Genomic DNA, 21,277 nt, shown 5'->3' with positions numbered 1-21,277 from the left:
CGAATTTCTAGATTGTGCATTATACTTTTTTGTTCGCAATCAGTAGCGATACCGCCAGAAAACCATGCAGTTACATGGCTTTGCTATTACGGTAGAGCAGCCCAGTTTCGAAAGTCGTCTCTTGGGCGAGGATGTCATCGATGATGGGACGACCGGGCGCGTGGCGGCAAACCGGATCGGCCGCCGTGGCATCGGCGGCAAGGGCCAGGGCCTGGCAGCGGCACCCGCCATGATCCTTGTCACGGCGGGCGCAACTGCGGCACGGTTCCTTCATCCAGGCGTAGCCGCGAAACGCGTTGAAGGCGGATCCGTCATACCAGATGGCCGAGAGAGGTTTCTCCGTCACCCGGTCGAAAGCGAGGCCGGGGATCGTCGCGGCGGCATGACAGGGCAGAACCGTTCCGTCCGGGGCGATATTGATGCCGGTCGTGCCCCAGCCGCCCATGCATGCCTTGGGATAGTCCGCATAATAGTCGGGCGGTACGAAGTCGATCGTCATCCGGCCGGCATAGGCACGCCGCGCCGCGAGCACTGCTTCCTTCGCACGGAGAACCTGGTCGCGGGAGGGCAGCAGCCCCGACCGGTTTGCCAGCGCCCAGCCGTAGAACTGCACGCAGGCGACCTCGATGCGCCGGGCGCCGAGGCTTGCGGCGAATTCAATCGCCGCGTCGATATCGTCGATCGTGTGCCGGTGCATGACCGCATTGATGGTGAGCGGAAGACCGCGCCGGTGAACCTCATCGGCAAAGGCGAGTTTGCGGGCGAAGCCACCCTTGTAGCCACCGATCCAGTCGGCCTTTTCGGCACGCGTCGCCTGCAGCGAAAGTTGCACATGATCGAGGCCTGCCGTTTCCAGGGCATCGAGGCGAGAGGGGGACAGCCCGATGCCCGACGTGATGAGATTGACGTAAAGACCCGTATCGCGCGCTACCGCCACAAGCGTCTCGAGGTCCCGACGCGACGCCGGTTCTCCGCCGGAAAGGTGCAATTGCAGGACGCCAAGGTCCGCCGCCTGCCGGAAGACATCCGCCCAGATTTCGGTCGGCAATTCCTTCTCGCGTGCGGTCAGCTCAAGCGGGTTGGAGCAGTACGAGCAGGACAGCGGACAACGGTGCGTCAGTTCCGCAAGTAGGGCGATGGGTAGGGCAGGTCGCTCCGTCATCGATAATCCACCAGTCTTTGCGCCACGAGGCCGCCCAGAAAATCGCGGACGTCCGACATAACCGCCGCCTCGGGTGCGCCGTAGCGTTCGGCGAGCCGGGCGGCAATCGTGTTCACCGTGGACCGACCGTCGATCTCGCGAAGGATGGCGTTGCCGGTCTCGTCGAGCAGCAGCGCCCGTTCCGGAACGAGAAGCACCATCGTGTCGCGGACGCGGTCATGATGCAGGCGCGTTCCTCGCGGAAGGCAGGGGACGGGATCGTCGGTCATGGCCGTGCCGCCAGTTGTGCCTCGCCGGGCTTCCAGGCGCCAGGCGGCACATGTCCGTCGACATAGGCGCTCCACAGCGCGTCGAGCTGTGCCCAAAGCACATCCGTCTTGAATGTCAGCGCTGCGATCGCCGCTTCCTGGTCGGTTCGGGTGACGGCGTGGTTGAGAACCCAGTCGAGCGTGAACCGCACATCCTTCGGCGCCTCTGTCAGCCTATGGCGGAAATAGGCGATCGTCTCACGGTCCGCGAAATCATAATGCTCGAGAAGACCGTCGATCCGGCGGGTGTGAATGGCGGGGGCAAACATTTCCGTCAGGGAACTCGCCATGGCGGCGACGAGCGGCTCGTCGCGCACGAAGCGGATATAGGCGTCCACGATGAAGCGAGTCGCCGGCATGACGCCGCGGCCGGAGGCGACATAGGCCGGGTCGAGGCCGACACCTTCGGCGAGCCGCAACCATCGCCGGATGCCGCCGCCGTCTTCGACGCCGCCGTCGTGGTCTTCGATACGCGAGCGCCAGACGCGCCGCAGATCCGGGTCATGGCAGCGCGACAGGAAAGCGGCGTCCTTCATCGGGATGGAGCACTGATACTGCCATCGATTGATGACCCAGGCCTGCACCTCATCCATCGTGCAGCCGCCGCTGTGCAGCCGATCATGGAAGCGATGTTTGTCGTGATAGCGTTCGACTCCGACCTGGCGTAGCCGCGCCTCGAATTCAGCGCGGCTCAACGGCAGTTCGTTGTGGTTCACGATCGAATTCATAGCGCGATCTCCATGCCGTCCCGAGCAATCTCCCACCCCGCCGCGGTGACGGCCGCGCGGGCGGCGCTATCCGGCATCAAGGCCGAATTCGTATTGTTGACATGGGTGTAGATGCGACGCCCGCGCAGCGACCGCAGTCTCGCGAGCGAGCCGTCGGGACCGCCCATGGCCAGATGCCCCATGCGGGCTCCTGTCTTCGTGCCGGTGCCGGAACGCGGCATTTCGTCATTGCGCCAGATCGTACCGTCAAACAGCACCGCATCGGCCGGTTCCAGGAGGCTCACAAGCCAGTCGGGCAGGGCTGCGCAACCGGGCACATAATGCACCTCGCGATCGCCGGACCGCAGCCGCAGTCCGATTGTCTGCTCACCCATCATCGTCACGTCGGGCGCCTCGCCTTCGAGATAGAGTGGTATTTTGCCCGGAACGGCATAAGCGGCGACGGTCAGGCCCGGAAGCGGACAGAAATCAGTGTCGAGAGCGATCGTTTCGCGTCGCACGAACGTGGGGTCCAGGACACCGAAGACCGTGTTCTGCGACAGGATCTGATGGGTCGCTTCCGTCGCGAAAAGGGTAAAACCCGTCTTCTCGCGCAAGGTCAGGAGCCCCGCGATATGGTCGACATCGCCGTTGGTCAGCACAACCGCCTTGATCGGACTGTCGCGAAGACCGGTCGGATGGAGGGCGGGCGAGGCGGCAAGCTGGTGGCGCAAATCAGGCGATGCATTGAGCAAGGCCCAGTTTCGACCGTCCACGCTGACCGCGAGCGTACTTTGCGTCATGGGCGCGATCGCGCCCGTGCGTGCGGCCGCGCACTGGACACAGCCGCAATTCCACTGGGGCAGGCCACCACCGGCGCCTGCCCCGAGCACGATGATACGCACCGTTGCCTCAGAACGGGTGGTCCGGACGCGGGTCATCTTCCGACGGGCCGTACATGTTGATTTCCATGCCGCAGGCGATGTCCTTGATGACGGGTTTCTTCCAAGCCATGAAATTCTCCTCCAGGTTTGTGGAACAGCCACCGCAGCAGGTTGCGCTTCCTCAGGCCCGCTTCACAATGCGACCAAGGTCTCTATATGGGGCGGACCTATTGCGCGGCGGGGAGTGTTTCGAAGGCCGCCTTCATGCGTTCGCCGGCCTTTGCCGGCAGCTTGACGGCCTTTGCCGCCTCCAGGTTGGCCGGGCTGTCGCCGACCTTGATGAGCGCGACCATGCCCATGCTGAAATGCGGCGAGCACTTCACGCCATAGAGGCCGGGGGAAGACACGGTCAGGACATATTCCTCGTTGACCTTGCTCTTGAAGGGTTTGACGCCTTCGGGAAGCATGCCCTTGATGCTCTCGACATTGTGGCTCTTGTCGGTCGGCGTGAAACGGATCGTGTCGCCCGGCGCGGCGGCGACCGCGGCCGGTTCGAAAACCATGTTTCCGCTCTCGCCCTTGTTCATCATCTTGACCACATGCTCGGCGGCCTCTGCCATGCTGCTTGCGAGGACCATCAGGGTTGCTGCTGCGATAAGTTTCTTCATGGGCATCTCCTCCAGATCGGTTGAAGGGATGTCCCATGGGGTGGGCGTCGTCGCAATGCGACCTTGGTGCCAGCCTCGCGCTTAGAGCATTTCCTGTGAAATCCGGTTCATCGGAACGTTCTATCCTATTGTTTTCACTGTATTATGACAACACCATCCCGCTTCGGCTGGAAATGCTTCTAGCCGGCATGCAACACGAAGGCCTCCAGCGCGTCGGCGGCAATGGGCTTGTACATGATCTCGATGCCCGCCGCTTCGGCCGCCATCCGCGTCTGCGGTTTGCGATCGGCGGTCAGAATCCGGGTGGGACGTTCGCCATGTTGCGCATGCAGGGCCTCGACGGTCTCGATGCCGGTCATGGCGCCGTCAAGCTGCTGATCGACCAGATAGAGGTCCGGTACGATGCCGATTTCCTCCAGCAACGAGAGCGCCTCCTCGCCGCTCGCGGCTTCGAGCACGCTGACGCCGCGTCGTTCAAGCAAGAGGGCGATCGCGCGGCGAAGGTCCATATCGTTTTCGACGAGAAGGGCGATCCGGTCGCTGTTGTCGCCGGGTTCATCCGGTATGACCGGCGTCGCCTCGCGGTAGCTGGGACTGGCATGCGGCGCCACGGGTGTGAGTTCCACGGAAAAGCAGGTGCCGCGCCCTACTTGCGAATGCAGGGCCAGCCGGTGGCCGAGAAGCGCACAGGCGCGTTCCACGATGGCCAGGCCGAGCCCCATGCCCTCCGACGCCGAGGCGGAGCCCTGAACACGGTGGAACTCGCGGAAGATCGCCTTCTGCTGGTCGGCTTCGATGCCCGGCCCCGTATCGTGGATCTCGATGCGCACCTGTCCGCCGGAACGGCGCGGGCCGACGAGAATACGGCCGCTAGCCGTATAGCGGATCGCGTTGCTGATGAGGTTCTGCAGGATACGGCGCAGATAGGTCGGGTCGCTCGAAACGGTCAGGGCACAGGGCAGGATGTCGAGCCGCAGCCCCTTGCGGGCTGCGATTGGCGCAAATTCGTCGGTGAGCTGGCGCAGGAGCAGCGAAAGCGACACGGGCCCGACATCCATCGCCGTGCCGCCGGCCTCCAGGCGCGAGATGTCGAGCAAGGCCCCCAGAATGTTCTCGACGCTGACAAGCGCGTTGTGCGCCTTTTCCAGCGTCCCGCGCAGCGGGGTCTGCTCCGCGTCGTCGCGGGCTGCGGCAACGAACAGCTTGGCCGCCGAGAGCGGCTGCAGAAGGTCGTGGCTGGCGGCCGCGACGAAGCGTACGCGCGCGGAATTCGCGCGCTCGGCCTCCGCCAGTGCCTGAGCAAGGTCCCCCGTGCGGGCGGCGACGCGCGCTTCCAGCGAGTTGTTGGCGCGGATCATGGCGTGGATTGCGAGCCGTTCACGCGTCACGTCGGCAAAGGACATCACGAAGCCGCGCCCCGGCATCTCCTGTGCGAAAACATCAAGGATGATGCCCGATGCGTGGGTGACCTCGAAGGAGAGGGGGCCGCGCGGCAAGCCGCCGTCGATCCACTGGCGCAGCATCTCGCCGGAAAAGCCGTCGCCAAGCGTAATGGCGTGTCGGATACGGTTGGCCAGCAACGCAAAAGGGATACCGCGCCGCAAGAGGCGGGCAGGAATATCGAGCAATTGCGCGATGCGGCTGTTCCAGCCGACGAGGCGCCGGTTGGCGTCGAAGATACCGACGCCTTGATTGATATGCTCCAGCGTGGCGCGGATCATGCGCGCCTGATCGTCCAGGAGCTTGCCGCGTTCCGAGCGCTCCATGCGGATCAGGTCGGTAATATCGGTCTGAAGGATGACGGTGCCGCCGTCGGCGGTGCGCTGTTCGCTCACCTGAAGCCACCGGTCACCGGAAAGCCCGACGTTGAAGACCTGCCGCGCGCGGTGCAGCCGCATGCGTTCCGCCGCCCAGCTTGCCGGCGTCACGCCGCGGGGCAAGGCGAGCCTTGCCGAGCGGCTCACCGTCTCGACATAGGCGGTGAAGGTAATGCCGGGGGACAGTGCCGGCCTCACGTCGGCAAGGTCGCGGCAGAAGCGCGAGTTGCACAGCACCAGAACGTCCGCGGGATCGAAAAGTGCAAAGCCTTCCTCGATCGCCTCGATGGCCTGCGACAGATCCCGCCGCGCGCGCTCGGCGGCGCTGTTGGCGTCGTTCAGGAGCTTCAGGGTCGATTCCAGATCCCGCGTGCGTTGCCGCACCCGCTCCTCGAGCATGGCCGCGCGGCGGAACTGCTCGAAGGCGGCTCCGCGGTCGCCGGTGTTCTGCTCGACATGGCGCATCAACGCATCGGCGATGACGAGCATCTTTTCCAGGTTACGACCGTCGCCATCGGCGGGATCGAACAGTCCGTCGGAGATGCGCCCGCTCATGGCGTATCGTCCGAAACGACCGTGCCGGGCGGATAGAATGCAAAGCCCGTCATCGTATGATTGATGTGCATCGGGCCGATCTGTTCGCCATAGGTGGAAAAGCCGATCACCCTGTGCTGGCGCAGAAGTTCGGAGACGCGGCCAGTCATCTGACGTTCCTGCGCTTCGATGCGTCGAAGGATGCAGTCGAAGGCGAGCACGGCAACGGGATCTGCGGGTTCCCTGAGGGACTGCAGCTCGGCCGACAGGTGTCCGACGAGGTCGTGCGGCTGGGCGATCGTCAGGACCATGCCCTCATCGATTGCCGAGAAGAACAAAAGCTCGCCCGAGGGCAGGACGCGCTGGATCGCACGCACGTGATGGCGTTCGCCCATGCGGACGGTGAGGGGATGGATGGCGAATGTCAGCGTGTTGACGCTTTCCGGTTCCATGCCGATGAGGCGGGCATATTCATGCACCGCCGGCTCGGCGTTGATGCGCCGAACGATGCGGGCGGCAGGATCAGCCTCCGTCACAACCATGCGCCGCTCGGTGGGTTTGATATGGTCCATCTTGAAGGGACGCAGCGGACAGGCGCCGCGCATGACCGAAATGACGGCGGCATTCGCCAGAAGCCGCGTGCCATCGAAAACCAGCGTCTCGCGGAAATGCGTGCCGTCGCCTGCCGACCCGCCGATCAGCGGCATGGCGCCCGTCGCGGAAGCCAGGGCCGAGGCAAGCTCGTCCTCCCGCGCGGACAAGCCGTCGACGAGAAGGAGGGCGAATTCGTGCGGCAGATGGCCGTGATCGCGCGCGAGTGCCTGACGAATGTGCAGCAAGGCTTCGGAAAGTTCGCTCGCAACAAGCTTGGAGAGGTCTTGAACGAGCAGGGTCTCGGCAGCGAAGTGACGGGCAAGGAAGCCGATGGCGACAATGCTCTCTTCGTCATAGCCGTCGCCCGAGATTTCGCCTGCCGTCGTGCAACCGGCGATTTTCGCGCCCGGCCATGCATGCGCGGCGTTACAGACGACCTCGGAGACATCCGCCTCCGGCGAGACGAAGAGGAGGACAAGCGAAAACGGGCCGGGGCCAAGGCTTGCTGCCAGGCGCTCGACCGGACGATTCTCATGCGCGGAAACGAGCGCACGGGCCATGTATTGTTCGTCCACGGGCGATGGCCTCCTCCGCCGTTCCCCCGCCTCCATTTTAAAGCATCCGTCACGGCCGGGCGCCAGCGTCGAATGGGGTTCTTAGCCGATGGTCTTAGGCGTCCGTCACCATCGTCGCAAAGCTGGCTTCCTGCGCGAAGAGCACCGCCTGCATGCGTGTCTGCACGCCGAGCTTGCGCATGATGGCCGTCACATGCGCCTTGACCGTCGTCTCCGCGATAGAGAGCTCGTAGGCGATTTGCTTGTTCATTCGTCCGGCGCAGACCAGTTGCAGGATGCGCGCCTGTTGCCGTGTCAGAAGTGCGAGCCGTTTGACGGCTTCCTCGGAAGGGCTTGGCGCCGACCCGTCGAGCGCGAGACGGCTCGCATGGATTTCTCCACGCGCAATGACGGAAAAGGCCTCGCGAAACTCCTCGCGTGACGCATGCTTCGGCACGAAGGCGTTGACGCCCGCCTTCAGCGCCGCGCGCACGATGCGGACCTCGTCGAGCGACGAGACGACGACGATCGGTGTTTCCGGTGCTGTCTGTCGCAGGCGCACCACGCCGTCGAGGCCGTTCACGTCCGGCAGGTTGAGGTCGAGGACCACGACGTCGGGCAGGGGACCGGTCGTGAGCCGCGTCAGCGCCGCTTCCAGCGTGCCGACAGCGTCCACTTCCGCAATGCCGACCGGGCCCGTCAGGGTCATCGCCAGCGCATCGCAGAACAGCGGATGATCATCCACGATCAGCGCCGACTTCAGCACGCGCACAGGTTTTTCCGGCATCAAAACTGGTAACATGCGAAATTCCCGATAGGGCTGGCGATAGCTTAGCATCGAATTCGTCCGTCTTCATCGGCCTATTGCTCAGGGCGAAAGCAGAAAAGCCGGGCGTTTCCGCCCGGCTCCAGATCTCAGTTCAGCGAGGCCAGTTGCTTTGGCAGACGGAATGTCCACACCATGCCGCCCTGGTTGAGATAGTTCACTTTCTTGGCGACTTCCCCGCCCCAGAGGGGAACGGCGCCGCCCCAGCCGGAGATGATCGAGACATATTGCTCGCCGTCCTGTTCCCAGGTCACCGGCTGGCCGACGATGCCCGAGCCGGTCTGGAACTTCCAGAGTTCCTCGCCCGTCTCGTTGTTGAGTGCAACGAAGTCGCCTTCCGGGGTGCCGAAGAACACGAGGCCGCCGGCGGTGGTCATCGCGCCTCCCCACAGGGGGGCGCCGTTCTTGTATTCCCACTTGATCTCACCGGTGTTCGGGTCGATGGCCTTCAGGCTGCCGATGTGGTCTTCGAAGAGCGGCTTGATGGTGAAGCCGGCACCAAGATAGGCGGCGCCCTTCTTGTAGGTGATCGGTTCGTTCCAGATGTCCATGCCCCATTCGTTGGACGGCACATAGAACAGGCCGGTCTTCGGGCTGTAGGCCATCGGCATCCAGTTCTTGCCGCCAAGGAACGACGGCACGGCGAAGACCTGCTGGCCCTTGGCGCCGTCAGCCGCTTCCGCGGCGTCGCCCGGACGATTGTCTTCATTGTAGATCGGACGACCCGTCTCATCGATCCCCTTGGCCCAGGTAATGTCCTTCACGAACGGATGGGCGGAGACGAATTTGCCGTCTTCGCGGTTGAGCACGTAGAAGAAGCCGTTGCGGTCCGCGGTGGCGAAGCGCTTGTTGCCATCCTTGTCGACGAAGGGAACAACCTCGTTGACGCCGTCGAAATCCCAGCCCTCGCGGGGCGTCGTCTGGAAATGCCACTTGATCTCGCCGTTCTCGGGGTCGATGCCGAGGCGCGAGGCGGCATAAAGGTTGTCGCCCTTGTTGCCCTCGACGGGCTTGCCGGCATTGCGCAGGTGGCTGTTCCACGGCGAGGGGTTTCCGGCGCCGAAAACCAGCGTCTTGGTTTCTTCATCATAGGAACCGCCGAGCCAGGTTGCGCCGCCGCCGGTCTTCCACATGTCGCCGGGCCAGGTCGCATTCAGCGTCCCGGTCATCGTGCTTTCCTTGCCCTTGAAGGTGCCCATGTGGCCTTCGATGACGGGGCGTGTCCAGACGAGTTCGCCGGTCTCGGCATCGCGCGCCTGCACCTCGCCGACGATGCCGAATTCGCCGCCGGAATTGCCCGTCACGACAAGGCCGTTCACGATCAGCGGGGCTGCGGTATAGCTGTAGCCTTCCTTGTAATCCGCGAGCTTCTTGTTCCACACGACGTCGCCGGTCTTGCGGTTCAGGGCGACGAGGCGCGCGTCGAGTGTGCCGAAATAGATGTTGTCGCCGAAGATCGCCGCACCGCGGTTGACGACGTCGCAGCAGGGCAGGATGCCTTCAGGCAGCCGTGCGTCGTACTGCCAGACTTCCTTGCCGGTCTTGACGTCGATGGCGTAGAGGCGGCTGTAGGAGCCGGTGATGTACATGATGCCGTCATAGATGATCGGCTGGCTTTCCTGGCCGCGCTGCTTTTCACCGCCGAGCGAGAAGGCCCAGGCGGGAACGAGATTCTTGACGTTCTTGGTGTTCAACGTCTCCATCGGCGAAAAGCGCTGCAGATTGCGGCCCATGCCGTTGGTAAGGACGTCGCCGACGGTTTCTGCATCCTTGGCAAGATCGGCCTCCGTCACGCCGGCATACGCGGCGCTCGAACAGGCGATGGCCGCGATTGCGGCCAGAACGAGTTTCTTCATGGCATCCTCCCACTCCATGCCCGCAGCAGGACGCGGGCTCCACGATCGGGATCATCGGCGCAGTTCGGAAAGGGTTGAATTGGACCTTGGTCGTAAAATCCGGCCTCCCGTGCGTTTGCGGCGGCTTTGCCCCCCGTCAATAGGTCGTATGGCGAGGCCCGCGCCAGGTCGCTAGCATCACGAGACCAGGGAGGAGGGAGCATATGAAAGGCCTTATTCTGCTGCTCGGCGCATTCACCGCGGCCCTTTTGTCGCTTGCGCCGGTGCGCGCAGCCCCGCCTGTCTTGCGCGCCGCGCTCCAGCTTTCCGGCACGGTGAATTGGGAAGCAGACACGATCCGCCACTATGGGCTCGACACGTCGAACGGCTTCTCTCTGGAAGTGATCGATGTCGCCGGTGCGCCCGCGGCGCAGATCGCGCTTCTTGCCGGCGATGTGGACATGATCGTCTCCGACTGGCTTTGGGTGGCGCGCGAGCGCGCCGCCGGCCGGGATTTCGTCTTCATCCCCTATTCCCGGGCCGTCGGCGGGCTGATGGTGCCGGCCGACAGTCCGGCCAAAACGCTCGCGGACCTCAAGGGCGGGAAAATCGGCGTTGCCGGCAGCCCCATCGACAAGAGCTGGCTGATCCTGCGCGCCTATGCGCAGAAGGTCGAAGGCATCGATCTGTCCGCGACGACCGAGCAATTGTTTGGCGCGCCGCCGCTCATCTACAAGGCCGCCCTGGACGGCGAGCTGCAGGGCGCGCTGAACTTCTGGAATTTCGGTGCCAGGATGCAGGCGGCGGGCATGCGCACGCTGGTCAGCGTCGAGCAGGCGGCGCAAGCCCTCGGGCTCGATCCCGAAACGCCGCTCCTCGGCTATGTGGTGCGCGGCCCGGTGCTCAAGGCCAGTCCGCGCCTTGGCGAGGCGATCGCAGCAGCTTCGCGCGAGGCCAAGGAGAGGCTCGCTTCCGACCCGGCTGCCTGGGAACGCATCCGTCCGATGATGAAGGCCGCAAACGATGCCGAGTTCGAAGCGCTGAGGGCAGGATTTCTCGCCGGAATTCCGAAGCGGGGGCCCGTCGATGAAGCCGCCGCCGCCCGCATGCTGGCGCTGATGACCAAGCTTGGCGGCGCTGATCTCGTCGGCGACCTGAAAGAACTGCCCGATGGCGTCTTCCATCACCCCGGCAGCTGAGCCGGTGCTCCGGCTCGATCTCGGCCATGGCGGTCCCGGCCGCGTGCTTGGCCCGATCGCCCTTTCATTGCTGCCCGGGGAGACGGTCGCGTTAACGGGGGCCTCCGGCGTCGGCAAGACGTCGCTCTTGAGGATCGCCGCTGGCCTCGACCGGACCTTTTGCGGGCGCCGCGAAGCAACGGAGCGGCTCGCCGTCGTCTTCCAGGAACCCACCCTCCTTCCATGGCGCACCGCCCTTCGGAACCTGACGATCATCGCCCGAATAACCGAAGACGAGGCGCAGTGCTGGCTTGAGAAAGTCGGTCTCGCCGGTTTGGGCGGCCGGTTTCCCGGCGCGCTGTCGCTTGGCCAGCAGCGGCGGCTTTCGCTCGCGCGCGCCTTCGCCGGCGCGCCGGATCTCCTGCTGATGGACGAGCCCTTCGTCAGTCTCGATCCGGCGCTTGCCACAGACATGATGCGCGTCTTCGAAGACCTGAGGACCGCGCGCCCCTGTGCGGCCCTCATCGTTACGCATGTGGAGGCCGAAGCCGAGCGGCTTGCCGGCCGTGTCCTTCGCCTGGAGGGACGTCCGGCGCGCCTTGTCGCGCAAGATCAGAAGGCAGGGGCGTATTTCCAGTTGTCCGCGTCGGGCGTCACGACGCCGAGATCATAGCCGGCGCCCTTGAGCGTGCGGGCGGGCGCAAGACCCTGCCGCGCCGCCTCGTCGATGTAGCGCCGGCCAAGCAGCCTGTTTTCGACGACGCCGCGGCCGCGCATCAGGTCAAGGCCGTAGTTGAACTTGCCGACGGGATCGCCGGCCTCCGCCGCCCGGCGGTCCCATTCGGCGGCAGCATCCGGATCCTCGATACCGCCAAGGCCATTGTCCTCGAGTTGCGACATCCACGTCATCGCGCCCGTCCAGCCTGCCGCGGCACAGCGCTCGAAGAGATCGCGCGCCATGGCATGGCGTCCGGATTTCGTGATGTAGTAGCCCGCTGCACAGACGGTCATGTTGGTCCGGCCTTCGGCGACATCCTGCATGACGCGGTTCAGCGTCAGTTCTTCCGGATTGAGCGTGCCGCCGCCGTCCGCATCCACTTGCGGTAGCGCGGCAGTGGCGGACAGCACCAGGCTGGCCGCAAGGATCGCAAGGCGCATGACGGTTCTCCACTTCAGATTTTGCGTGCGGTCAGGCCGCGGGCGGGGTCATATCCCCAGATGGCGATGAGGCCGAAGATGACGAAGGCGGCGAGCGTGACGGCGAGCGCCGTCAGGTTGTACCGGGCATAAAGGGCAAAGCGGATCAGTTCGACGGCATGGGTGAAGGGGTTGAGCGCGCACAGGTCACGCAGACGCGGCGAGGCCTCGGCCATCTTCCAAAGCGGGTACAGCGCGGACGATAGAAAGAACATCGGGAAGATCACGAAGTTCATGACCCCCGCAAAGTTCTCCAGCTGGCGGATGAAGGAGGAGAGCAGAAGCCCGAGCGCACCGAGCATGACCGCGGCGGCGGCCATTGCGGGCGCTGCGGCGAGATAGCCGATCAAAGGAAAACGGATGCCGTAGAGGGCCGCGATGGCAAGGAATGCAAAGGCTTGCAGGACGGCGATGAGGCTGCCGGCCAGAAGCCGGCACGACAACAACCACCAGCGCGGCAGCGGCGCGGTCAAAAGCAACCGCATCGAACCCATCTCCCGGTCGTAGACAAGGCTGAGCGAGGATTGCATGCCGCTGAAGAGAAGGATCATGCCGACGAGGCCTGGCACGATGTAGATCTCGTAGGTGATATAGGTCTGATAGGGCGGCGTTATCGAAAGGCCGAGTGCTGCGCGAAAGCCGCTCGCGAAGACGAAAAGCCAGACGAGCGGCCGCACGAGCGCGGCGACCAGCCGCCCGCGTTGGCCGAGGAAGCGCAACGCCTCGCGATGGAGGATCGCCCCCAGCGCAACGAAGGGGCGGGCACGCGGGATGCCGGCCGGTTTCTGTTCGATTGCGCCGAATGCCTCCGTCGTCATGCCCGGTCTCCCGTGAGCGTGAGGAAGCGCGCCGTCAGATCCCCGCCACCGATGGGACCCGCCTCGCCATCGGCAAGAACGCGGCCGTGATGGAGAATGACGAGCCGGTCCGCCGCACGGATCTCGTCGACGAGGTGCGTTGCCCAGAGTATGGTCAGACCCTGTAATGCCAGATCATGCACGTGCGCGGTGATGGCCATGCGCGAGGCTGCGTCCAGCCCGACGGTCGGCTCGTCGAGCAGCAGGACCTTCGGCCGGTGGAGAAGAGCGCGGGCGATCTCCATGCGCCTGCGGTGCCCGCCATTCAGTTTCGCTGCCTTCTCGCCGGCACGGTCTGCCATGCCGAGCTGTTCGAGTGCGGCCATGGCCCGCATCTCTGCTTCCTTTCCGGAAAGGCCGTGCAGGGCGGCGAAATAAAGCAGGTTGCGCTTGACCGTAAGATCGGGATCGAGCGTCGAGGCCTGGAAGACGACGCCCATATGGGCAAGCGCGGCTCTTGGCTGCTGGTTCATATCGTAGCCCGCAATGGCGATGCGGCCGCTCTTCGGCGTGAAGAGCCGCGTCAGCACGCCAAAGAGCGTCGACTTTCCAGCGCCGTTCGGGCCGAGCAGGGCGCAGAAGTGGCCGGGCTCGACGCAAAAGGACACGGCATCCAATGCGCGCCGCGCGCCCCAGTCATGGCTGATCCCCTCGACCGTCAAGCCGCCCATGGCCGTTACTCTATGGTGATGACGACCTGCTGGTTGTCACCTGTGCTGCCGGGAATTTTCAGGTGGTAGCTGCCCGGTTTTACGGCAACGAAGCTGATTTCCGCTTCGCCCGCCTCATCAAACTCGATGGAGTCGATGCCGAGCGGCCGGATCTCGATGCCTTCGATGACGATTTCGTTGATCCACACGGCGCGGAAAAAACCGGCCCCTTCCAGCGCCAGCTCCTGGCTGCCGTCCGCCTCGATCTTCAGCGTGTAATATTTGCCCGACTTCAGCGTCAGCGGACCCGTGGCGATGGGCTTTCCGGCCGACAGCGTAAGTTCGGGAAGCGTTTCGCGATTGGATTTCGACAGAACACCCGCCAGACCCATGCCGGTCTCCGGCTTGGCGTCGTCGTCATCCTCGGCAGCGGCGACCAACGGAATGCCAGCAAGGATCAAGGCCACAAAAAGTGCTTTTTTCATTCAAACCTCCCTTACAAATTCATGGCCGTTCATGGCCGGGTCGCCGCGCCCCAGGGGAAGCGGCCGACCTTGATGGACTTCACGGGTTCGAGTGTCGCGACATCGACGACGGTCACGTCGCCGGACACCCCGTTGGTGGTGAAAAGCTGCTTGTGATCCGGCGAGAAGGCGAGGTGCCAGACGCGGCGTCCGGCGAGCACGTATTTTTCGACGGCAAAGGTCTTGGTATCGATGACGGCCACATGATTGGCCGGGCCAAGCGCGACGAAGGCGGTCTTGCCGTCGGGTGTGAACTCGAAGCCCACAGGCTGGATGAGATCGGCATTCACACCCGTGATCTCGAAACGGATCTTCGCCTTTTCCGCCTGTGTCGCGACATCGAAGACGGTGATCGTTCCGCCGATCTCCGAGGAGACCCAGAGTTCCGTTCCCCCCTTGGCGAATTCGGCGTGCCGGGGGCGGGAGTCGACGAGCGTGTTGGCGAAGATGGTCTTCTTCCCCGTGTCGATCCAGTGCGCCATGTTCGTCGTTTCGGAGGTGGTTATGACGATCTTCCCGTCAGGCGAGACGGCCATGCCCTCCGGCTCGATGCCCACATTGATCTGGCCGACCACCTGCCGCGTATCGACATCCACGACAGTGGTGACCGCGTCGTCCTCGTTGGCGATCCAAAGATGCCTGTCGTCCGGTGCCAGCACGAACTGCTCGGGATCTTCGCCGGAAGGCAGGTCATGCAGGATTGCACCCGTCGCCGGATCCATGACTTGCACCGTGTCGCTGTCGGAAGCGCAGATGTAGACGCGGCTGTGATCCGAATTGAAGGTGATGCCGCGTGGCCGTTCACCGGTCCTCATCGTGCGCGTCACCTCCAGTGTGGCCGTGTCGATGACGGAAATCGTATCGTCCTTTTCGTTCGTCACCCAGATTTCCCCGGCGATGGCTTGCAGCGGCGCAGCCAAGAGGAGAGGGGCGAGCAGAAGGGGCGCAAATCGCATGTCATTCTCCAAAGGCGGCGCAGGCGCTTTCGGGGCGGTCGAGCCCCAGCGTGTCCATTTCATTGATCTGGTGCAGGTACCCCTCGAGCGGAGCCAGTTCGACCAGAGCGCGGGCATTGACGACCGCCATCGGCTGTCGAAGCTGGCCGTTCCAGGCGCGATAGCTGAGGCTGCGCCCCTTGAAGCCGTCCAGCGCGAATTTGTCGGAAAGGATGAAGGCGCGAAGCGCCGCGGGATCGGCGGAATTGGTGCGTGTCACCGCCTCGCCGACGGTGCGCAGCGCCGTCCAGGCAGCATAGTCGCGCGAACCCATGTCGCGGCCGGTCGCCTTCTCGAAGCGGTTCTGCAACTGCACAGCCGCCCATTGCTCGAGAACCGGCGCCCAACCTTCCCCGCGAAGCCCGTCCGCGCCGGCGACGGGACGCGGCAGCCAGGTGTTGTCCTGGACATAGCGCGCAAAATCGTCCGCCTCGTCCGCGATCAGCAGGACGTCATGGTCGGGAAAATCCTGTGTGAAGAGCGGAATCTCCTGGCCGGCGGCACGGCGCAGGTCCGTGTTGAATGTCCAGTCCTTGGACGCGAGGATATCGACGCCAAACTTGCGCGCGGATGTGCGCAACGTCTCGGCATACGCCTTGTCTTCCGGCTTCGGCCCGACGATCAGCACGGTGCGTGTCCAGCGCCGGGCCTTGAGCACCTGCATGAGTGCATCGGTGCGCATGGCGTCCTCCGCCATGGTATGGAGGAGGTTTGCGCGGCAATCGGCATCCCTCAGCCGCCGCGCGCCCGAGGCAATGTTGAAGAGCAACGCGCCCTTCGCCTCCGGCAGGTCGGCGACGGCGAGAAGGCTCTCCGTCGTGGCGTCGAGGAAGACGATCCTCGAAACGGCGAGGGCCTTTCGCGCCGCGTCCAGAAAGTCCCCACCCGGTTCGACGGAAACCACGGCGAGACTGTAGTTCTGCCCGAGGAAGCCGCCGGTTGTCCTGACATCCGCCAGCGCGACGTTCGCGCCCGCAACGCCGCGATTTTCCGGTATGGGGTCGAGGTTGGACAGCACCGGCGGCGCATTCATCCGCTGCCGGAGATAGGTCATCGGTATGTCAATCCCGGCAGCGGCCGAGGACGCCAGGCAGACGATCGCGGCCGCAAGCCCAAGGCTTCCGCAGCGCGGTGCAAGACTTGTCGGCATTTCATGTCCTCCCGGCTGCCAGCATGGCCATACCCGGCCAACGCCGAAATACGACCTTGGTGCCATGGGGTGGGGAGACCTAGGTCGCATATCGCGGCGCGGCTTGCCTGCCGTAGAAAACCGGCAGTCTTGAATGCGAGGGAGGACCGTATGTCGGCCAACACAATTCGTGGCGGGATTGCCGCAGCCATCCTTTTAGCAACGACGAGCCTGGTGGTCGCCCATGGCGACGTGGCGCCGCAACCGGTCAACACGGACGCGCTGCCCGAAGTGGGCGAAGAGTGGCTGACGGAAAACCCCTACCGCGAGGCCAAGGCAGGGCACGAAACCTGGCTGAAGGCTGTTGAGATCGGTGCTTCGGGCTTCAACCAGAACTGCGCGCGCTGTCATGGCCTCGGCGCTGTTTCCGGCGGTCTTGCGCCTGACCTGCGCTTCCTCGAGGCGGAGGAAGTCGGCGACGAATGGTTCATCGAGCGTTTCCGTCACGGCTATACGCAGGACGGCACGACGAAGATGCCTGCCTTCGGCGACATTCTCGGTCAGAAAGCGGCCTGGGCGATCCGCACCTATGTCGAGACACGGCCGGAGGATGGCGCGCTCGACGCCCACGCCAAGCGCCTTCATGAGATCCGCGACGAACTTGGCAGCGGCAAGGTGTCGGATACGGCAGCCCTGAAAAAGGAACTTGAGACGATCGCAACCGATGTGAAGACAGCTTCCGGCGCGCCGATTGCCGACAGCGTCACCTATGAAGCCGCCCGCATCCTCTCCGACAAACCGGAAAGCTGGAAAAAGGCGGCAGAAGTCCTGACCGTCGGCCTTTCCGCCACGCAATAGACCGCCATGCTGACCCGCGCCCTTATCGGGATCCTGATCGGCTTCGCCTTGCCGGGCGGGGCTCTCGCACGTTGCGAGGATTACAAGCCCCAACCCAAGCCGCAGAACACGTTCGCGCAGGATGTCGGCCGGAGTTTCGATCGCATTGTCGAGGAAGGGTGGATCGAGTTCGCCGTCTATGAGAACTATGCTCCGTGGTCCTATGAGGAAAAGGGCAAGCCCGCGGGTGTGGACATCGACATCGGCCGGGTGATTGCCAAGGCCCTTGGCCTGGAGGCGAAATTCAGGTTGGTGGCCTCCGGGGAAAACCTCGAGGCCGACCTCTTGAACTACGTTTGGAAAGGAGCGGCTGTCGGGGGGCGGGTCAGCGACGTCATGCTGCATGTGCCCTATGACAGCGCACTCGTCTGTCGTATCGAGCAGGTGACCTTCACGGGCCAATATGCCGCCGAAAACGTGGCGATCGCCTACCGTGCAGCAGACTACACCGAGAAGGCGCCGTCGCCAGCCTTCTTCCGCTTCGATCCGGTCGCGGTCGAAAACGACTCGATCGCCGATTTCTACTTGACATCGCTGATCGGATCCGTCGACAAGATCCACCGCTATCGCTCGACCGGCGCTGCGATGGACGGATTGGCGGAAGGGGATACCAAGGCTGCCATGGGGCCGCGTGCCGAGCTGGAAGAGGGGCTCACCCGTCATCCGCAGGCAGGGCTGAAGGTGCACTCGCCACCGCTCGTGGGCTTTGGCCGTGGCCAGTGGACGCTTGGCGTCGGGATCAACTTCCAGCACAAGGATCTTGCCTATGCGGTTGACGACGCCATCCAGGCCGCGCTCAACGACGGCGAGATCGCGCGCATTTTCGCTGCGCACGGCCTGACGTTCACCGCGCCGCAACGCTAGCGAACGAAGGTCGAGACGTCGCCGGAAAGGTCGACCGCCGTAACCCGCGCGATGGACGGTGCCCGAAGCAGGGTGGCGCGTATGTCGTCGGCTGGCATCAGGCAGAACGCTGTCGAGAAACCATCGGCCATGGCGGCGTCGTCCGCCTCCACCGAAATCGTTGACCAGCATGGGGCCTCACGCTTCGGTCCGAGGATATGAAAGCTGCCGCCAATGCGCATGGCGGCCGGGCTGGAGGTCGCGATGGCATTTCCCGTCAGCCGCCGGACCGCAACGGTACCGATGTCCGGATCCTCCACTGCGACGGTGAATGGTCCGCCGATCGTCGCGTATTCCCCCATTTCGACAAGAGCCTGATTATAGCCTGCCTTGCGAAGCAGGGCGCGTACCCGATCCGCCGCATACCCCTGTGCAAGCCCGTTGAAGGTCAGCGCCTGGCCATCGTCGAGCCGGATGGGCGTTCCGATCCGCACCCGGTTCCAGCCGATCGCGGCCCTTGCATCCGCGGTATCGCGGCCTTCGGCAAGGGCGCGCCATAACGGTTGAACCGTCGGATCGAAGCGCCCGTCGGTACGACGGTAGAGATCATCAGCCAGGCTGCACAGATCGAGCAAGGCGGCGGGCGGCTCGTCAAGACGGCCGGCGGCATTGAGACGGCGCAAAGCCGAGGCGGGTTTGAACAGACTGGCTGCGGCCTCGACCTCGGCTATGGTGGCGCCGACGTTGCGCACGACATCGGCGGAAAGCGCGCGCGGGCCGCGCAGGTCGATACGCACCGTACCGCCGAGCATATCGGCCTGCCATGTCGTGATCTCGGCGCGCGCAGGGCCGCCAAATGCCGTCGCCGCGGCGATGAAGAGAAAGCGCCGCCGCTTCATGGCTGGGCTCCCGCCGGCTGTGATGCGCGCTTTCGCGCGGCAAGCACCAGCGGCACGCATTGCGCCGTGTCGTCATGGATCGACACGCAATCGAGACACTGGAAGCATTGGGAATAGGCGATATGGCCTGTCTTCTTGATGGCGCCATAGGGGCAGCGCACGCGGCAGAGCTGACAGGGCGAGCCGCATTCCACGCGTCGCGGGATCCATCTGCGTGTGCGGAGCAGGCCGCCCAACGCCATCAGGGCGCCAAGCGGGCAGAGGTAGCGGCAGAAGCCCTTGAAGGTGATCGCACCCAGGGCCAGCCAGAAGAGGGCATAGGCGACATAGTACCATTCGCGCTGGAAGCCGGTGGTGACGGCCGTCTTGAAGGGTTCGATCTCGGCCGCCGTTTCCGCCCTTTCCGGTGCGAACACGGCAATGGCGACGAGGGCCGCAAGCGACAGCCACGTCCCGGCCTTGAGCCGGGCGTCCCACGCCGGGGACGGGTTCCATTGCGGCAGTCGCAGCAGGCGGCCGGCGTGGTGGGCAAATTCCTGCATGGCGCCGAAGGGGCAGAGCCAGCCGCAGAACAGGCCGCGCCCCCAGAGCAGGAAGCCGATGATGGTCGCGCTCCAGATCATGAGCGAGAACGGGTCGTACAGCAGCACGGCGAGGTTGCCGCCACCCATTGCCGTCCGAAGCGCGGCAAGCGGTGTGACGATCGATAGCTGGCCCTGGCCCCACCATCCGACGAACCCGATGACGAGGGCGAGAAAGCCGAGCCGCGCAGGGCGCAGTACCGCAGGCCTTGCAAGTCTGTGCATGCCCGGACCGACGGCGGCGAGCAGGCCGGCAAGCAAAAGAAAGAGAAGGGCGAGATCCCATTTGCGGGAGACCATCGCCGCCTGCCATGCGGGCAGGGCAACGGAGATCTGCGGGCGAGCGAAGAACTGCCCGTCGGCCTTGAGGGTGAGCGGGAAATGGGCGGATCCGCTTTCCGGCTTCAGCATCCCATGCGCGCGCACGGCCTGCGCCGCCAGCGTCCACTCCCGCGTCGGGTCGAAGCCGAGGCGGCGGTCGATACGCAGGACCATGCGCGTGCCGTGTGGCACGCCGTCCTGCGTCTCCACCAGCATGTCGGCATCACGCAGCGCGAGGGGCAGGCCGTCCTGTTCCGCCGAGAGCCGGTCCGGTGCCGTATTGCGCACGAAATCCTGCGAGACGAGGCCGTGGCGGCCCGCGTCGATGACGAGAACGGGTTCGTCGTCAGGCGAAACCCGAAGAAGGCGTTGAAGATCGGCAAGGCTGTCATTGCTCAGCACAGCCCTGGCGATGGCCGGAGGCCCGATGTCGACGGCCCACAGATCGAGGTAGAGGCCCTCGGGGTCCGCCGCGGCGTCGGGATCGTCATGCGCCCAGATGGTCTTTTGGAAGGCTGCGTCGAGTTCGGCGTTGGTGACCTTGAGGTTGCGGGCATAGCCGCGCTCGACGAGCGTCGCCCAGTCGAGCGCCGCATCGATCGCCGGGTCGGGGTAAGCGGGCGGGCCGCTTGCAACGCCCTGCATCTTCTCGCGCGCGACGGCGAGCGTTGCGGCCAGGATCGATTCATGGGCAATTCGCACCGAGGCCGTCGCCTTGGTCACGCCGTCGAGATAGACGAGGTCCGAGCCATTGCCGGCATCGCCATAGGGCGTGCCGACGACCAGCGGCTCACGGATCGAATGGCCGCGGTACTGCTTCAGAAATGCATGAAGGGGTGCTTCGCCGAGACCGGATACGAAGATCGGTTCATTGTGCGAGACGAGCCTGACATCGAGAAAACGGCCATCGAGGTCGATGGTCACGAGCATATCGATGGGCGCGCCGGAAAAGCCGGGAAGCGGGGCGAGGGGACCGGTCTCGAAGACATAACCGGCCTCCGCGCCGCCGGAATTGAGAAGCGTCCATACACCCTTGTCGTTCACGGCTTCGCCGAGGGCATAGGGCGGCACGATCATCGCCTGCAGCGCTTCCCGGTCCAGCGGCGCGGCGCGCACGGCCTGGAGCCCGGCGATCGCGACCACGACGATTGCGCCGACGACGAGAAAGGCGCGCCGCAGCACCGTTTGAAGTGTCGGGCCTTTCCCCATGCAGCAATCCTCCCCCGCCGATTTCTATGCAGGAAGAGAGCCGCCGCCATACGACCAAGGTCGCGGATCGGCTTATGGGGGATGCCGCTATGGTGCGGACGGGAGATG

General features: G+C 64.5%; 22 protein-coding genes. 4 read left to right on the top strand and 18 right to left on the bottom strand.

What is annotated here, in order from left to right; all coding sequences use genetic code 11:
- Positions 1-70 precede the first annotated feature (70 nt).
- The 10 genes from pqqE to V8U06_RS19500 all read right to left on the bottom strand — a co-directional run bounded on the left by pqqE (position 71) and on the right by V8U06_RS19500 (position 9,910).
- The gene (gene pqqE, locus V8U06_RS19545) at positions 71-1,162 is read right to left on the bottom strand and encodes a pyrroloquinoline quinone biosynthesis protein PqqE (protein WP_427142108.1); all 1,092 of its coding nucleotides are present in this window, start codon (positions 1,160-1,162) and stop codon (positions 71-73) included.
- Positions 1,159-1,431 carry a pyrroloquinoline quinone biosynthesis peptide chaperone PqqD gene (pqqD, locus tag V8U06_RS19540; protein ID WP_427142107.1) on the bottom strand — a complete coding sequence of 91 codons (273 nt, stop codon included), beginning with the start codon at positions 1,429-1,431 and terminating at the stop codon, positions 1,159-1,161. The genes pqqE and pqqD overlap by 4 nt, the downstream gene beginning before the upstream one ends.
- Complete coding sequence (gene pqqC, locus V8U06_RS19535; protein ID WP_427142106.1) at positions 1,428-2,198, bottom strand: pyrroloquinoline-quinone synthase PqqC; 771 nt, start codon at positions 2,196-2,198, stop codon at positions 1,428-1,430. Before pqqC ends, pqqD begins: the two co-directional genes overlap by 4 nt.
- Positions 2,195-3,118: a pyrroloquinoline quinone biosynthesis protein PqqB gene (pqqB, locus tag V8U06_RS19530; protein WP_427142105.1), complete on the bottom strand. Its 924-nt coding sequence runs from the start codon at positions 3,116-3,118 to the stop codon at positions 2,195-2,197. The genes pqqC and pqqB overlap by 4 nt, the downstream gene beginning before the upstream one ends.
- Positions 3,090-3,191, bottom strand: coding sequence for a pyrroloquinoline quinone precursor peptide PqqA (gene pqqA, locus V8U06_RS19525; protein WP_069063320.1), 102 nt, complete (start codon positions 3,189-3,191; stop codon positions 3,090-3,092). The genes pqqB and pqqA overlap by 29 nt, the downstream gene beginning before the upstream one ends.
- A gap of 97 nt (positions 3,192-3,288) precedes the next feature.
- Positions 3,289-3,729, bottom strand: a complete 441-nt coding sequence (locus tag V8U06_RS19520) for a pseudoazurin (RefSeq protein WP_427142104.1) — start codon at positions 3,727-3,729, stop codon at positions 3,289-3,291.
- Between the two features lie 179 nt (positions 3,730-3,908).
- Positions 3,909-6,101, bottom strand: coding sequence for a PAS-domain containing protein (locus tag V8U06_RS19515; RefSeq protein ID WP_427142103.1), 2,193 nt, complete (start codon positions 6,099-6,101; stop codon positions 3,909-3,911).
- Complete coding sequence (locus V8U06_RS19510; RefSeq protein WP_427142102.1) at positions 6,098-7,249, bottom strand: FIST N-terminal domain-containing protein; 1,152 nt, start codon at positions 7,247-7,249, stop codon at positions 6,098-6,100. Before V8U06_RS19510 ends, V8U06_RS19515 begins: the two co-directional genes overlap by 4 nt.
- A gap of 94 nt (positions 7,250-7,343) precedes the next feature.
- Positions 7,344-8,030 carry a response regulator gene (locus tag V8U06_RS19505; protein WP_427142101.1) on the bottom strand — a complete coding sequence of 229 codons (687 nt, stop codon included), beginning with the start codon at positions 8,028-8,030 and terminating at the stop codon, positions 7,344-7,346.
- Between the two features lie 113 nt (positions 8,031-8,143).
- On the bottom strand, positions 8,144-9,910 hold the full coding sequence (locus V8U06_RS19500) for a PQQ-dependent methanol/ethanol family dehydrogenase (RefSeq protein ID WP_427142100.1): 1,767 nt from the start codon (positions 9,908-9,910) through the stop codon (positions 8,144-8,146).
- Positions 9,911-10,113: 203 nt separating this feature from the next.
- Between V8U06_RS19500 and V8U06_RS19495 the strand changes: the two genes are divergently transcribed.
- Complete coding sequence (locus V8U06_RS19495; RefSeq protein WP_427142099.1) at positions 10,114-11,088, top strand: ABC transporter substrate-binding protein; 975 nt, start codon at positions 10,114-10,116, stop codon at positions 11,086-11,088.
- Entirely contained in the window at positions 11,060-11,740 is a 681-nt protein-coding gene (locus V8U06_RS19490; protein ID WP_427142098.1) for an ATP-binding cassette domain-containing protein, read from the top strand. The genes V8U06_RS19495 and V8U06_RS19490 overlap by 29 nt, the downstream gene beginning before the upstream one ends.
- Here V8U06_RS19490 and V8U06_RS19485 read toward each other — a convergent pair.
- Genes V8U06_RS19485 through V8U06_RS19460 form a run of 6 tightly spaced genes read right to left on the bottom strand, consistent with a single transcriptional unit; the run spans position 11,680 to position 16,344 of the window.
- The gene (locus V8U06_RS19485) at positions 11,680-12,225 is read right to left on the bottom strand and encodes a tetratricopeptide repeat protein (protein ID WP_427142097.1); all 546 of its coding nucleotides are present in this window, start codon (positions 12,223-12,225) and stop codon (positions 11,680-11,682) included. The two genes, V8U06_RS19490 and V8U06_RS19485, sit on opposite strands and share 61 nt — an antisense overlap.
- Positions 12,226-12,239: 14 nt before the next feature.
- Complete coding sequence (locus tag V8U06_RS19480) at positions 12,240-13,082, bottom strand: ABC transporter permease (RefSeq protein ID WP_427142096.1); 843 nt, start codon at positions 13,080-13,082, stop codon at positions 12,240-12,242.
- Positions 13,079-13,792 carry an ABC transporter ATP-binding protein gene (locus tag V8U06_RS19475; RefSeq protein WP_427142095.1) on the bottom strand — a complete coding sequence of 238 codons (714 nt, stop codon included), beginning with the start codon at positions 13,790-13,792 and terminating at the stop codon, positions 13,079-13,081. The genes V8U06_RS19480 and V8U06_RS19475 overlap by 4 nt, the downstream gene beginning before the upstream one ends.
- A 5-nt stretch (positions 13,793-13,797) precedes the next feature.
- A complete protein-coding gene (locus V8U06_RS19470) occupies positions 13,798-14,256 on the bottom strand; it encodes a hypothetical protein (RefSeq protein WP_427142094.1) in 459 nt (152 codons plus the stop codon).
- A gap of 29 nt (positions 14,257-14,285) precedes the next feature.
- Positions 14,286-15,251, bottom strand: a complete 966-nt coding sequence (locus V8U06_RS19465; RefSeq protein WP_427142093.1) for a YVTN family beta-propeller repeat protein — start codon at positions 15,249-15,251, stop codon at positions 14,286-14,288.
- A gap of 1 nt (position 15,252) precedes the next feature.
- On the bottom strand, positions 15,253-16,344 hold the full coding sequence (locus tag V8U06_RS19460; RefSeq protein ID WP_427142092.1) for an ABC transporter substrate-binding protein: 1,092 nt from the start codon (positions 16,342-16,344) through the stop codon (positions 15,253-15,255).
- Between the two features lie 246 nt (positions 16,345-16,590).
- Here V8U06_RS19460 and pedF point away from each other — a divergent pair, with 246 nt between their 5' ends.
- Both pedF and V8U06_RS19450 read left to right on the top strand, forming a co-directional pair.
- Positions 16,591-17,277: a cytochrome c-550 PedF gene (pedF, locus tag V8U06_RS19455; protein WP_427142091.1), complete on the top strand. Its 687-nt coding sequence runs from the start codon at positions 16,591-16,593 to the stop codon at positions 17,275-17,277.
- A gap of 6 nt (positions 17,278-17,283) precedes the next feature.
- On the top strand, positions 17,284-18,180 hold the full coding sequence (locus V8U06_RS19450) for a substrate-binding periplasmic protein (RefSeq protein ID WP_427142090.1): 897 nt from the start codon (positions 17,284-17,286) through the stop codon (positions 18,178-18,180).
- Here V8U06_RS19450 and V8U06_RS19445 read toward each other — a convergent pair.
- Together V8U06_RS19445 and V8U06_RS19440 are read right to left on the bottom strand one after the other, a co-directional pair.
- Entirely contained in the window at positions 18,177-19,058 is an 882-nt protein-coding gene (locus V8U06_RS19445; protein ID WP_427142089.1) for an FAD:protein FMN transferase, read from the bottom strand. The two genes, V8U06_RS19450 and V8U06_RS19445, sit on opposite strands and share 4 nt — an antisense overlap.
- Entirely contained in the window at positions 19,055-21,169 is a 2,115-nt protein-coding gene (locus V8U06_RS19440; protein ID WP_427142088.1) for a 4Fe-4S binding protein, read from the bottom strand. The genes V8U06_RS19445 and V8U06_RS19440 overlap by 4 nt, the downstream gene beginning before the upstream one ends.
- Positions 21,170-21,277 lie beyond the last annotated feature (108 nt).

The organism is Shinella sp. G-2, assembly GCF_050172695.1.
In the GTDB taxonomy this organism is placed as follows: domain Bacteria; phylum Pseudomonadota; class Alphaproteobacteria; order Rhizobiales; family Rhizobiaceae; genus Shinella.
This window is presented reverse-complemented; position numbering and strand designations above follow the sequence as displayed.